We start from the raw sequence: 13428 nt of genomic DNA, 5'->3' as shown, positions 1-13428 counted from the left end.
ATGAACGCGATGACGGATCTTGGCCTCTATCGCCATCTCGACCAGATGGCGCCCTGGAACGACAGGCTGCAGGTGCTGGAAGTGATCGGCGTCAGCGACGAGGCGCCTGACGTCAAGACCTTCACCTTCCGCTCCGACAACCAGACCTGGTTCCGCTACAAGCCGGGCCAGTTCGTGACGCTGGAACTGCCGACGCCGGACGGACCGCTGATGCGCACCTATACGCTGTCGTCGTCGCCGTCGCGGCCGTTCTCGATCGCGGTGACGGTGAAGGCGCAGGCCGGCAGCATCGGCACACGCTGGATGTTCGATCACCTGGTGCCCGGTTCGCACGTCAAGGCCTATGGGCCGAGCGGCGATTTTTCGCTGCACAGCCATCCGGCGGCCAAATATCTGTTCATCTCGGCCGGCTCCGGCGTGACGCCGATGATGTCGATGCTGCGCTGGCTGAACGATTGCGCGCCATGGACCGATGTCGGCTTCGTCAACTGCGCGCGTCGCCCGGAAGAGATCATCTTCCGCAAGGAGCTCGAACTGCTCGGCGGCCATATGCCGGGCCTGTCGCTCGGCTTCATGATCGAGGAGCGGTCGAGCCGCGAGGGCTGGTACGGCCATATGGGCCGCATCGACGCGATCCGGCTGCCGCTGCTGGCGCCCGATTTCCGCGAACGCGAGATCTTCTGCTGCGGTCCGGATCCTTTCATGCGCGCCGTGCGCGGCATGCTTGAAGCCGCCGGCTTCGACATGACGAAATACCACCAGGAGAGCTTTGCCGCCCCCGCGGTGGAGGAAGTCCCGGCGCCGTTCGCGTCGCCCGGGGAAGACGGCATCGCCGTTCCCGTAGAGGCCACACCGATCCGCTTCGCGCTTTCGGATGTCGATGCCGAGTGCGTCGCCGGCCAGACCGTGCTGCAGACGGCGCGCTCCTCGGGCGTGCGGATCCCAGCGGCCTGCGAATTCGGCCTGTGCGGAACCTGCAAGGTGAAGAAAGTCTCCGGCGCCGTCGAGATGAGCCACAATGGCGGCATCCTCGATCACGAGATCGATGACGGCTTCATCCTCGCCTGCTGCTCGAAGCCGCTTTCGGCTCTCGAAATCGAGGCGTGACAGCGTCGGCCGGCCCCGGCACCGCAGCCTTGCCAGGCAGTTGCGGCTGTTGTTTCCAGGACCCTTGCGGCCTTGATAGGGACGTGCCTCGGGAGCGGCTTATAAGGCGTTCTCGTGCGGCTTCGTTACCCGCCGCAGCGTCAGATTGATCCTGCCGCCGTTCTTGAGCAGCGCCGAGGTCGAGGGATAGATGCGGTCGACGCCGTGGAAGGCGAGACGGCCCTCGCCGCCAAGCACGACGACGTCGCCGCTCTTCAGCCTGAACGATTTGGTGGCGCCGTCGCGCGTCGTCTGGCCGACCCGGAACAGGCAATCGTCGCCCAGCGAGACGGAGACGACTGGCGCCGAGAAATCGGCCTCGTCGCGGTCCTGGTGCAGGCCCATCTTCGCGTCGGCCGTGTAGAAATTGATAAGACAGGCCTCCGGCGGATTCGGATAGCCCGACACCTGCCGCCACAGCTCGAGCAGGCCCTCCGGGATCGGCGGCCATGGCTCTCCTGTCAGCGGATGCGTCGGCTGGTAGCGATAGCCGCGCTCCTTGTCGGTGACCCAGCCGAGCGGGCCGCAGTTGGTCATGCGCACGCTCATCTCCTTGCCGGTGCGCGGCATGGCAGGGACGAACAGCGGCGCCTGCTGGATGATGCCTCTCACCTCTTCGACCAGCGCCTCCTGAACAGCGCGGGAGAGATAGGCCGGCATGTGGCGGACGCCGTTGGGCAGAACGAGCATGGAATAGCGCACCTTGAGATGGTTCGAGCCCGCAAGATGCCACCATCAACGGAAAACAGCGACCCGAAAGCCGTCGCCGATTGCACTGCTGCGGCTATTGCTATCTGGGTCAGGGCCGCACCATCACGGCCTCGCTGAAGCGCAACTGGCAAAATCGAAAACGCCGCGCGTCCTTTCGGATGCGCGGCGCTTGATTAAGCCGTTTCGAGACTGCCTGGCAGCCGAATCAGGGGATGCGCAGCACCTGGCCCGGATAGATTTTGTCCGGGTGGGTCAGCATCGGCCTGTTGGCCTCGAAGATGGCGGTGTTCTTGGCGCCCTGGCCCTTGCCGTAGCTTTTCTCGGCGATCTTCCAGAGGTTATCGCCCTTCTGGACGGTGTAGAAGGTCGGTTCCTTGGCCGGGGCAGCTGCCTTGCCGGCGTCCGGCGCGACCTGCAATTCGTCGGCCTGCACCTTGGAGACGCCCAGCGTGTTGCCGACGGCGATGACCGCCTTTTCAAAGATCGACTGGTCCTTGACCACGCCCTTCAGCACCGCCGTGTCGCCCTGCACGACGACCTGCACGCCATCGGTGCCGAGCTTGTGTGAATCGAGCTCCTTCTTGAGCGTGTCGGCCGTGGGTGCGGCTTCCTCGTCGCCGCCGATGCCCAGTTTCTTGCCGACGCTCTTGACGAAATCGAACATGCCCATCTCTGGTCTCCCTTGCTGTGGCAATGGCGAAACCTCGCATCTGCGGTGCGAAATGGAAAGCCGTTTTATGCACGCGGCTGGTGTGGTGCTTAGTCGTTTTCCACCCGGCCGCGCAGCTTCTTGATCGTGCCGCGTCCAGCCTTGCTCTTCAGCCGCCGCTCCACCGCGCCTTTCGAGGGGCGCGTCTTCTTGCGGGGTGGCGGCGGCGGTTCGGCGGCCTTGGCGACAAGCGCCGTGAGCCTCGCTCTGGCATCCGCCCGGTTCTGCTCCTGGGTGCGGAAGCGCCCGGCCTCGATGACGATGACGCCGTCCTTGGTGGCGCGCTGGCCGGCAAGCTTGATCGTGCGGGCACGCACGCGTTCCGACAGGCCGGCCGCGCTGGCCGCGTCGAAGCGCAGTTGCACGGCGGTTGCCACCTTGTTGACGTTCTGACCACCCGGCCCCGACGAGCGGATGAAATCCTCGTGCAGGTCACCGGGATGGATCACGGCTTCGTCTGATATGATGATATTGTCATCGATCGGCATGCCGCAGTCATGGCGCGGCGGCGGACAAAAGAAAAGGCCCGATCGAAACCGGGCCTTCGATGGTACTGCGCGGCTACGATGCCAAGCGATCCGGGCTCTTACTCCGCCGCTTCCTGCATGCGAGGCGCCGCCCCCATCACGGTTGCATCGACATGCGGCTCGAATTTCTCGAAGTTGACGGCGAACATGCCGACCAGTCTTGCCGCCTGGCGGTCATAGGCAGGCTTGTCGACCCAGGTCGAGCGCGGATCGAGAATGGCGCCGTCGACGCCAGGCACCGCTACCGGCACCTCGAAGCCGAAATTGGCGTCGGTGCGGAATTCGGCTGTCTTCAGCGAGCCGTCGAGCGCGGCGGTCAGCAGAGCGCGCGTCGCCTTGATCGGCATGCGCTTGCCGGTGCCGTAGGCGCCACCGGTCCAGCCGGTGTTGACCAGCCAGCAATCGGCGCCGTGGCTGGCAATGAGCTCGCGCAGCAGATTGCCGTATTCCGAGGGGTGGCGCGGCATGAACGGGGCGCCGAAGCAGGTCGAAAACGTCGCTTCGGGTTCGGTGACGCCCTTTTCGGTTCCGGCCACCTTGGCCGTATAGCCGGAGAGGAAATGGTACATCGCCTGCGCCGGGGTCAGCCGCGCGATCGGCGGCATCACGCCGAAAGCGTCGGCGGTCAGCATGATGATGTTCTTGGGATGACTGGCGCGCCCGGTCTTCGAGGCATTGGGGATGAAGTCGAGCGGGTAGGCGCAGCGTGTGTTTTCGGTAAGGCGACCATCGTTGAAGTCCGGCACGCCGTCGGCGTCGAGCACGACATTTTCCAGCACCGTGCCGAAGCGCTGCGTGGTGGCGAAGATCTCCGGCTCGGCCTCGGCCGACAGCTTGATCGTCTTGGCGTAGCAGCCACCTTCGAAATTGAAGATACCGTGCGGACCCCAGCCATGCTCGTCATCGCCAATCAGCGTGCGCGACGGATCGGCCGACAGTGTCGTCTTGCCGGTGCCGGAAAGCCCGAAGAAGACGGCCGCGTCGCCCGCCGGCCCTTCATTGGCCGAGCAGTGCATCGGCATCACGCCCTTCTGCGGCAGCAGATAGTTGAGCATGGTGAACACCGACTTCTTCATCTCGCCGGCATAGGAGGTGCCACCGATCAGCACGATCTTGCGGGTGAGGTCGACGGCGATCATCGTTTCCGTGCGGCTGCCGTGGCGGGCGGGGTCGGCGCGGAAGGACGGCAGGTCGATGATCGTCATCTCGGGCACGAATTGTTCGAGCTCGGCCTTGTCCGGACGGATGAGAAGATTGCGGATGAACAGCGAGTGCCAGGCAAACTCGGTGACTACGCGCGTCGGCATTTTCAGCTCGGCATCGGCGCCGCCGACGAGGTCCTGAACATAGAGATCCTTGTCCGCGGCGTGGGCAAGGAAATCGGCGAACAGCGTTTCGAACTGGGCCGGCGAGATCGCCTTGTTGTTGTCCCACCAGACATGCGCCTCGGTGGCGGCGTCGCGGACGACGAACTTGTCCTTGGGCGAACGGCCCGTGTGCTGGCCGGTCTCGGCGACCAGCGCGCCATGCGCGGTCAGCCGGGCCTCGCCGCGCCGGATCGCCTCCTCATAAAGGGCGGCCGCGCCAAAATTATAGCGCACCATGCCGGTGGTTTTCAGGCCGATACGATCGATCGGGCAAGCAGGATTGCGTTTGCCGACTTCCGACATTGGTGTCCCTTCTACGATTTGCCGCATCTTTGCCGGCACATTTCCGGCACGCCCGTTGTGCAGGCTGAGATGGTCAAAACCAGAAAAGCCAAATGATATCAAATCATTAATCGATTTAAAAATTTTGAAAGTTGTTTAAATCGTTTATATATGCGAAAAGTTTCACGGTTGCCCAAAGGATTGGCGATGTACGTTCGTCCAATCCATGTCGAGGTAGGATTGTGGCCTGCGGCACCCCGCGCGTGACAGCGGACAAGGCCTATGCCACATTTTGTACCTAATTTGTCCTGCAAAAGCCCCTTCTCTACGAAAGAAGGGACAGCTCATGAGGGAGCCGCTTGAAATGGCAACAATCGCGCTTGTCGATGACGACCGCAACATTCTGACGTCGGTGTCGATCGCCCTCGAATCCGAGGGATATCGCGTCGAGACCTACACGGATGGTGCGTCCGCGCTGGAAGGCTTGGCGGCGCGTCCGCCGAATCTTGCCATCCTCGACATCAAGATGCCGCGCATGGACGGCATGGAACTCTTGCGCCGGATGCGCCAAAAGTCCGACCTGCCGGTGATCTTCCTGACCTCCAAGGATGACGAGATCGATGAATTGTTCGGCCTCAAGATGGGCGCCGACGATTTCATCCGCAAACCGTTCTCGCAGCGCCTGCTGGTCGAGCGGGTGCGCGCCGTGCTGCGCCGTGCCAGCGCCCGCGAAGCTGCGGCAAAGGCGCCCAGCCAGCAGGCCCGCTCGCTCGAGCGCGGCCAGCTCGTCATGGACCAGGAGCGCCACACCTGCACCTGGAAGGGCGAACCGGTGACGCTCACCGTCACCGAATTCCTGATCTTGCATTCGCTGGCGCAGCGTCCCGGTGTGGTAAAAAGCCGTGATGCGCTGATGGATTCGGCCTATGATGAGCAGGTCTATGTCGATGACCGCACGATCGACAGCCACATCAAGCGGCTGCGTAAGAAGTTCAAGGCTGTCGACGACGACTTCGAAATGATCGAAACCCTTTACGGAGTCGGATACCGGTTCCGCGAAGCGTAATTTGATGTATGTCGAGCAAGAGCGGTCCCGGTTTTGGGGCTGCGACATGCGTCAAACCGAAGACTAAGCAGGGACTGCTATTCGATGGCAGTGGAAGCACAGCGAACAAGAACGACGGGCGCCGCCAGGCGGCCGTCGCGTATCATGCCGTCCTTCGTCTCGAAGATCACGGTGCCGATGCGCCGCTTCCTCGGCCACCACATCTTTTCCAGCCTTACGCGGCGCATCCTGTTCCTCAACCTTGCCGGCCTGGCTGTCCTGGTCACCGGCATCCTCTACCTCAACACCTTCCGCGACGGGCTGATCGATGCCCGCGTCGAAAGCCTGATGACGCAGGGCGAGATCATCGCCGGCGCGATCGCGGCATCGGCGACGGTCGAGACCGATTCGATCAGCATCGACCCGGAGAAGCTGCTTGAGCTGCAGGCCGGCGAAAGCCTGGGGCCGGGCTCCGACCAGCTCGACAATCTCGATTTCCCAATCAATCCCGAGCGTGTCGCGCCGGTGCTGCGGCGGCTGATTTCGCCGACCCGCACACGGGCCCGCATCTATGACCGCGACGCCAATCTACTGCTCGATTCGCGCCATCTCTATTCGCGCGGCCAGATCCTGCGCTACGATCTGCCGCCGGTCGAGGAGGAACAGCCCGACCTTGTCGAGCGCGTCCAGAAATTCATCTTCGACTTCTTCCGCAACACCGACCTGCCGGTCTATCGCGAGCAGCCCGGCGGCAATGGCGCCGCCTTCCCGGAAGTGGTCAAGGCGCTGACCGGCAGCCCCTCGACCATCGTGCGCGTCTCCGAGCAGGGCGAGCAGATCGTGTCGGTGGCGGTGCCGATCCAGCGCTTCCGTGCCGTTCTCGGCGTGCTGATGCTGTCGACCGAAGGCGGCGATATCGACAAGATCGTCGCCGCCGAGCGCAAGGCGATCCTGCGCGTCTTCGGCATCGCGGCACTGGTCACCGCCATCCTGTCGATGCTTCTGGCCTCGACCATCGCCAATCCGCTGCGCCGGCTGTCGGCGGCGGCGGTCAGGGTCCGGCGCGGCGTCAAGAGCCGCGAGGAAATCCCCGACTTTTCCGACCGGCAGGACGAGATCGGCAACCTGTCGGTCGCGGTGCGCGACATGACCAACGCGCTCTATGCGCGCATCGAGGCGATCGAAAGCTTCGCCGCCGACGTGTCGCATGAATTGAAGAACCCGCTGACCTCGCTGCGCAGCGCCGTGGAAACCCTGCCGCTGGCCAAGAACGACAATTCGCGCAGCCGGCTAATGGACATCATCCAGCATGACGTGCGCCGGCTGGACCGGCTGATCACCGATATTTCCGACGCTTCCCGTCTCGACGCCGAGTTGGCGCGTGAGGATGCCGGGACGGTGGACCTGAAGAAATTCATCACCGACCTCGTCGCCGTGTCGCGCGAGACCACGCGCAACAAGAAGGCGGTCGAGATCGAGCTCAAGGTCGCCAAGCTGCCGCAGGGCGTCAAAGGCTATTTCGTCGCCGGCCACGATCTGCGCATCGGCCAGGTCGTCACCAACCTGATCGAGAATGCGCGCTCCCTTCGTTCCCGAGGACCATGGCCACATCAGCCTGTCACTGGCGCGCGCCGGCAAATTCAACATCCTGACCGTCGACGACAACGGTCCCGGCATCCGCGCCGACAATATCGACCGCATCTTCGAACGCTTCTACACCGACCGGCCGGCCGGCGAAGCGTTCGGCCAGAATTCGGGCCTTGGCCTGTCGATTTCGAGGCAGATCGTCGAAGCCCATGGCGGCACGCTGACCGCCGAGAACATCCCCGGCACCAAGCCCGGCGAGATCAAGGGCGCGCGCTTCGTCGTGACGTTGCCGGCCGAAGCATGATCCCGAAAAGTGGGAACCGGTTTTCTCGGACGAACGGTTCCGTTCGTCCAGAGATCTTGCTTCACGCAAAAGGCATGATCGGGCAGCATCGTGCCTGATCCAGTTGCGCAGCCAGAAAACATTCACGGAACCGCGATCCTGATCGGCGAGCGCGGCGTCCTTATCACCGGGGCGTCCGGCGCCGGCAAGACGACGCTGGCGCTGACACTCCTGGACCATTGCCGCGCGCGCGGGCTGTTCTCGCGGCTGATCGGCGACGACAGGCTGCTCGCCGCGGCCCGCGCCGGGCGGCTGGTCTGTCGCGTGCCGGCGCCTATCGCCGGTCTCGCCGAAGTGCCTGGATTCATGCCGCGCCGGCTGCCGTTCGAGCCGGGCGGGGTGATCGACCTGCATGTGAGGCTGGTGCCAAAGGCAGAGATGGCCCGTTTCCAGGAGGAAATCAGCGGGCCGGTCGCAGGCTGCCCGGTGCCGCGTATCGACCTTGCCGAGCGTAACGCCGCCACGGCCCTGCCGGCCGTGATCGCGCGGCTGTCGATCGCGCCTTTTCTATGATCCGCTCCCGATTTTTTGCTGCAATGCGTCAAAATGGCATGGGCCGGCGCAATTTTGGGCTTGTCAACGGGCCGCGCGTCGACAAGATAGCGCTCCCGCCGCCTGGAATGGCTGGCGAGCATAAAATGCGCCTGTGAAGCGGCGATGACGGGAGCCACCAAAGAATGATCGGACTCGTGCTTGTAACGCACGGTCAACTGGCCACCGAGTTCCGACATGCCGTCGAACATGTCGTCGGGCCACAAGACAATTTCGAAACCGTGGCGATCGGTGCCGACGACGATATGGAACAGCGTCGCCGCGACATCGTCGACGCCGTCGCCCGTGTCGATACCGGGGCGGGCGTCATCGTGCTGACCGACATGTTCGGCGGCACGCCGTCGAATCTCGCCATTTCGGTGATGGAGTCCGGCCGCACCGAGGTGATCGCCGGCATGAATCTGCCGATGCTGATCAAGCTGTCCTCGATCCGCAAGGGCGACAATATGGCCGCCGCGCTCGACGAGGCGCAGGCCGCCGGCCGCAAATACATCAATGTCGCCAGCCAGCTTCTGAGCAGCAAATGAACGCGCTATCCCCGGAGAAAGACCACATCGTCCGGGAGTTTCCGATCGTCAACCAGCGCGGCCTGCATGCACGCGCCTCGGCGAAATTCGTCCAGCTCGCCAGCGGCTTCGACGCCGCGGTCCATGTCGAGAAGGATGGCGTCAAGGTGGGCGGCACGTCGATCATGGGCCTGATGATGCTGGCCGCCAGCCCGGGCTACTCGATCCGCGTCACCGCCAGCGGGCCAGAGGCGCTCGAGGTCATGGACGCGCTGGAGCAGCTTGTCGCCTCTCGCTTCGGCGAGGAATGCTGATCCCGGGCGCTGCCCTAGCATGTTCGAGAGACATGCAGGGATAAAGATTTCTTTATATCCCATTGTCGTCTTGAGCCTGATCTGCTAGTCAGGCCGGCAATTCGCGTCCTTCGACGCGCCGACCGGCGCGGGCGCATCCGCAACCAATTCGCAGCATAACAATTCGCATCGGAGTACTGCCATGACGGGTAGCAAGGATTATGTGGTCGCCGACATCTCGCTTGCCGGCTGGGGCCGCAAGGAACTCGATATCGCCGAAACCGAAATGCCGGGCCTGATGGCCTGCCGCGAGGAATTCGGCGCCAAGAAGCCGCTGAAGGGCGCGCGCATCACCGGCTCGCTGCACATGACCATCCAGACCGCGGTGCTGATCGAGACGCTGAAGGTGCTCGGCGCCGACATCCGCTGGGCCTCCTGCAACATCTTCTCGACCCAGGACCATGCCGCCGCGGCCATCGCCGAGGCCGGCATCCCGGTCTTCGCCGTCAAGGGCGAGAGCCTCGAACAGTATTGGGACTACACCGACCGGATCTTCCAGTGGACCGACGGCGGCCTCTCCAACATGATCCTCGACGATGGCGGCGACGCCACCATGTACATCCTGATCGGCGCCCGCGCCGAAGCCGGCGAGGACGTGCTGTCCAACCCGCAGAGCGAGGAAGAGGAATATTTCTACGCCCAGGTCAAGAAGCGCCTGAAGGCTTCGCCCGGCTTCTTCACCAAGCAGAAGGCTGCGATCCGCGGCGTCACTGAAGAGACGACCACCGGCGTCAACCGGCTCTACCAGCTGCAGAAGAAGGGCCTGCTGCCCTTCCCCGCCATCAACGTCAACGATTCCGTCACCAAGTCGAAGTTCGACAACAAGTATGGCTGCAAGGAATCGCTGGTCGACGGCATCCGCCGCGGCACCGACACGATGATGGCCGGCAAGGTCGCGGTCGTCTGCGGCTATGGCGACGTCGGCAAGGGCTCGTCGGCTTCGCTCAAGGGCGCCGGCGCCCGCGTCAAGGTCACCGAGGTCGATCCGATCTGCGCCCTGCAGGCGGCGATGGACGGCTTTGAAGTGGTGACGTTGGAAGACGCGGCGCCGACCGCCGACATCGTCATCACCACCACCGGCAACAAGGATGTCGTCACCCTCGACCATATGCGGTCGATGAAGGACATGGTGATCGTCGGCAATATCGGTCACTTCGACAACGAGATCCAGGTCGCCTCGCTGCGCAATCTGAAATGGACCAACGTCAAGCCGCAGGTCGACATGATCACCTTCCCGGACGGCAAGCGGATGATCCTCTTGTCGGAAGGCCGCCTGCTCAATCTCGGCAACGCCACCGGCCATCCGAGCTTCGTCATGTCGGCGTCCTTCACCAACCAGGTGCTGGCCCAGATCGAGCTGTTCACCAAGGGCGAGCAGTACCAGAACCAGGTCTATGTCCTGCCCAAGCATCTCGACGAGAAGGTCGCGCGCCTGCACCTCGACAAGCTCGGCGCGCGCCTGACCGAACTGTCGGGTGAGCAGGCCGCCTATATCGGCGTCACGCCGCAGGGTCCGTTCAAGCCGGAACACTACCGCTATTAACCAAAGCTAAGTTTACTACCATATATTGAGGCCGGGCGATTGACTTTTCGCCCGGCCTTATTTTTGCGCGCGATCAGCCTTCACGGCGATTCGGCGAGGGTTTATTGTCAGGTGATTCGCGACGCTTCCGGCCCGAGAGGGGATCAGAGAGGCGCGTATCAGGGCGGTCTTGCATTCAGGCGGCGGAGAGGACCAAGACATGCCGGGGCAAAACCCGCACGGAGCGGGATCGGCCGTTTCCGGCGGCCATGACGATTCGGGGACCATAGGCTCGACCATTCAGGGCGGGCGCCTTTCATGGCGTGCCCGCATCGGTCTGTTCCTGACCAGTTCCGCGCTGGCCGGACCCTTGGCCAGTGCCGTGGCGCATGCCGAGAACGCCGCCGCGGCCACCGCCGGCCTGTCGATCAACACGGTCGAAGTCATGCAGCTTGCCGTGTTCGTCGGCGTGACGGGCGCGGCATTCCTGTCGGCCATCGTTCTCATCCGCGAACGGGCCCGCACTTCGGCGGAGAATGTCGAACTGAGAAGCCGCGTCGCCGACATCAATGCGGCACTGCGCCGTTCGGAAGCGCTGCTCAATCTGCGCGACCAGCGCGTGGTGGTCTGGGCCTCGGAGAACAAGAAGCCCGAACTCATCGGCACGTTGCCTGTCGAAAGCGGCGCGCCAGAGGAACGGGCGGCTTTCCTCGCTTTTGGCCGCTGGCTGATGCCGCGCTCGGCGGCGGCGCTCGAGCACGCCATCGCGGGCTTGCGCGAAAAGGCCAGGCCCTTCGACCTCGTCATCGAATCGCAAGCCGGCGCCCCGCTTGAAGTGCATGGCCGCAAGAGCGCCGCGCATATCCTCGTGCGGTTTGTCTCGCTTTCCGAGACACAGCGCAGCCAAGCCCGGCTGAAGATCGACAACCAGCGGCTGGCCGCCGACCATGACACGATGATCGGCCTGCTCGAAGCGCTGAAGATGCCGGCATGGTTGCGCGACGAGCACGGACGCCTGAAATGGGTCAACCGGGCCTATGCCGACGCGGTCGAAGCCGAAAGCGCGGAAGCCGCCGTCCGTGACGCCAAGGAATTCCTCGGCGGCCAGGCACGCGAGGCAATCGACGCCCAGCACAAGACGCATCCGGTCTTCGAGCAGTCGCTCTCCACCGTGATCGAAGGCGACCGCCGCGTCTTCGCGGTGACCGACTTCGCCGGCGCCGACGGTTCGGCCGGCCTTGCCGCCGACACCAGCGCCATCGAGACCATTCGCGGCGAATATGAGCGGACGGTGCGCAGCCACGCCGACACGCTCGACCAGCTCAACACCGCCGTCGCCATCTTCGACACAGACGAGAAGCTACGCTTCTTCAACCAGGCCTTCCAGAAACTTTGGGGCCTGGACAGCGGCTTCCTGCACAGCGCGCCCGACAATGCGCTTTTGCTCGACCGGCTGCGCAGCGAAGGCAAGATCGCCGAGCAGCCCGAATGGCGCCGCTGGAAGGAAGGCCTGCTCGGCGCCTATCGCGCAGTGGAATCGCAGGAACATTGGTGGCATCTGCCCGACGGCAAGACCATCCGCGTCGTCGCCAATCCGCAGCCCAAGGGCGGCGTCACCTGGGTATTCGAGAACCTGACCGAGAAGATGGACCTGGAAAGCCGCTACCGCACCGCGGTGCGCGTCCAGGGCGAAACGCTCGACAATCTCGCCGAAGGCGTGGCGGTGTTCGGCCCCGATGGTCGGCTGCGCCTGTCGAACCCGGCCTTTGCGACACTCTGGGGATTGAGCGGCGACGCCGCCAAGCCCAATGTGCACGTCTCCACCATACGCGACCTTTGCGACCGCCAGGCGGTCGACAGCCCCTGGCCCGGTTTCGTCGCCGCCATCACCGGCTTCGACGACGAGCGCCGCGACCGTCACGGCCAGAGCGAGCTCAACAACGGCACCGTGCTGCGCTACGCCGTGATCCCGCTGCCCAACGGGCAAGTGATGATGACCTTTGTCGACGTCACCGACAGCGTCCATGTCGAACGCGCACTGAAGGACAAGAACGAGGCGCTTGAGAAGTCGGACCAGCTCAAGAACGACTTCGTCCAGCACGTGTCCTACGAACTGCGTTCGCCGCTGACCAACATCATCGGCTTCACCGAACTGCTTTCACTGCCCACCACCGGACCGCTGAATCAAAAGCAGCGCGAATATGTCGAGCACGTCAGTTCGTCCTCCTCGGTGCTGCTGACCATCGTCAACGACATACTCGACCTTGCGACCGTCGATGCCGGCATCATGCAGCTCGACATTTCCGAGGTGCATGTCGACCGCACCATCGCGGCGGCCGCGGAACTGGTTGCCGACCGGCTGCAGGAGCATTCGATCCGGCTCGAAGTCGATGCCGCTGCCGCGCCGAAGACGTTCCACGGCGACGAGACCCGCATCCGCCAGATCCTCTACAATCTGCTGAGCAACGCCGCCAACTACGCGCCGGAAGCCAGCACCATCCGGCTCGCTTGCCGGCATCTGGCGGACGGGGTGGAATTCTCCGTTCACGACGATGGCCCCGGCATGCCGCCGGACGTGCTGGATTCGGTGTTCCGCCGCTTCGAGCCGCGCACCAATGGCGGCCGCCGGCGCGGCGCCGGCCTCGGCCTGTCGATCGTCAAGAGCTTTGTCGAACTGCATGGCGGCAATGTTCGCATCGAAACCGGCAAGGACAAGGGCACCACCGTCATCTGCACCTTCCCCGACATGCCGGGCATCCGCGCCGCGGCCGAGTAGCG

At 64.0% G+C, this 13428-nt stretch carries 11 protein-coding genes and 1 pseudogene; 8 read left to right on the top strand and 4 right to left on the bottom strand.

The window, feature by feature from the left end:
• The first annotated feature begins 9 nt into the window (after positions 1–9).
• Positions 10–1107, top strand: a complete 1098-nt coding sequence (locus tag ACVILI_RS06645) for a hybrid-cluster NAD(P)-dependent oxidoreductase (protein ID WP_240564627.1) — start codon at positions 10–12, stop codon at positions 1105–1107.
• Positions 1108–1206: 99 nt separating this feature from the next.
• On the opposite strand, the gene ACVILI_RS06640 is transcribed toward ACVILI_RS06645, so the two are convergent.
• The 4 genes from ACVILI_RS06640 to ACVILI_RS06625 form a co-directional block, all read right to left on the bottom strand.
• Complete coding sequence (locus tag ACVILI_RS06640) at positions 1207–1836, bottom strand: alpha-ketoglutarate-dependent dioxygenase AlkB family protein (RefSeq protein WP_019862691.1); 630 nt, start codon at positions 1834–1836, stop codon at positions 1207–1209.
• 226 nt (positions 1837–2062) lie between these two features.
• Complete coding sequence (gene lysM / locus ACVILI_RS06635) at positions 2063–2527, bottom strand: peptidoglycan-binding protein LysM (RefSeq protein WP_019862690.1); 465 nt, start codon at positions 2525–2527, stop codon at positions 2063–2065.
• An 89-nt stretch (positions 2528–2616) separates the two neighbouring features.
• On the bottom strand, positions 2617–3054 hold the full coding sequence (gene arfB / locus ACVILI_RS06630; protein WP_038651522.1) for an alternative ribosome rescue aminoacyl-tRNA hydrolase ArfB: 438 nt from the start codon (positions 3052–3054) through the stop codon (positions 2617–2619).
• A gap of 98 nt (positions 3055–3152) precedes the next feature.
• On the bottom strand, positions 3153–4763 hold the full coding sequence (locus ACVILI_RS06625; RefSeq protein WP_038651518.1) for a phosphoenolpyruvate carboxykinase: 1611 nt from the start codon (positions 4761–4763) through the stop codon (positions 3153–3155).
• Positions 4764–5106: 343 nt separating this feature from the next.
• On the opposite strand from ACVILI_RS06625, the gene ACVILI_RS06620 reads away from it, so the two are divergent.
• From ACVILI_RS06620 to ACVILI_RS06590, 7 genes and pseudogenes are all read left to right on the top strand, one after another.
• Positions 5107–5808: a response regulator transcription factor gene (locus tag ACVILI_RS06620; RefSeq protein ID WP_010912942.1), complete on the top strand. Its 702-nt coding sequence runs from the start codon at positions 5107–5109 to the stop codon at positions 5806–5808.
• Between the two features lie 84 nt (positions 5809–5892).
• Positions 5893–7678, top strand: a pseudogene (locus tag ACVILI_RS06615) (stimulus-sensing domain-containing protein).
• Between the two features lie 90 nt (positions 7679–7768).
• Positions 7769–8230, top strand: coding sequence for an HPr kinase/phosphorylase (locus ACVILI_RS06610; RefSeq protein WP_019862685.1), 462 nt, complete (start codon positions 7769–7771; stop codon positions 8228–8230).
• Positions 8231–8394: 164 nt separating this feature from the next.
• The gene (locus ACVILI_RS06605; protein WP_010912939.1) at positions 8395–8796 is read left to right on the top strand and encodes a PTS sugar transporter subunit IIA; all 402 of its coding nucleotides are present in this window, start codon (positions 8395–8397) and stop codon (positions 8794–8796) included.
• Positions 8793–9089 (top strand): HPr family phosphocarrier protein, encoded by a 297-nt coding sequence (locus tag ACVILI_RS06600; protein ID WP_010912938.1) that lies wholly within the window; start codon positions 8793–8795, stop codon positions 9087–9089. Before ACVILI_RS06605 ends, ACVILI_RS06600 begins: the two co-directional genes overlap by 4 nt.
• A 181-nt stretch (positions 9090–9270) precedes the next feature.
• Positions 9271–10671, top strand: coding sequence for an adenosylhomocysteinase (gene ahcY / locus ACVILI_RS06595; RefSeq protein ID WP_019862682.1), 1401 nt, complete (start codon positions 9271–9273; stop codon positions 10669–10671).
• Positions 10672–10870: 199 nt separating this feature from the next.
• Positions 10871–13426 (top strand): sensor histidine kinase, encoded by a 2556-nt coding sequence (locus ACVILI_RS06590; RefSeq protein WP_038651510.1) that lies wholly within the window; start codon positions 10871–10873, stop codon positions 13424–13426.
• The last annotated feature ends 2 nt before the right edge of the window (positions 13427–13428 follow it).

The sequence above is a fragment of the Mesorhizobium sp. USDA 4775 genome (genome assembly GCF_054062655.1).
This window is presented reverse-complemented; position numbering and strand designations above follow the sequence as displayed.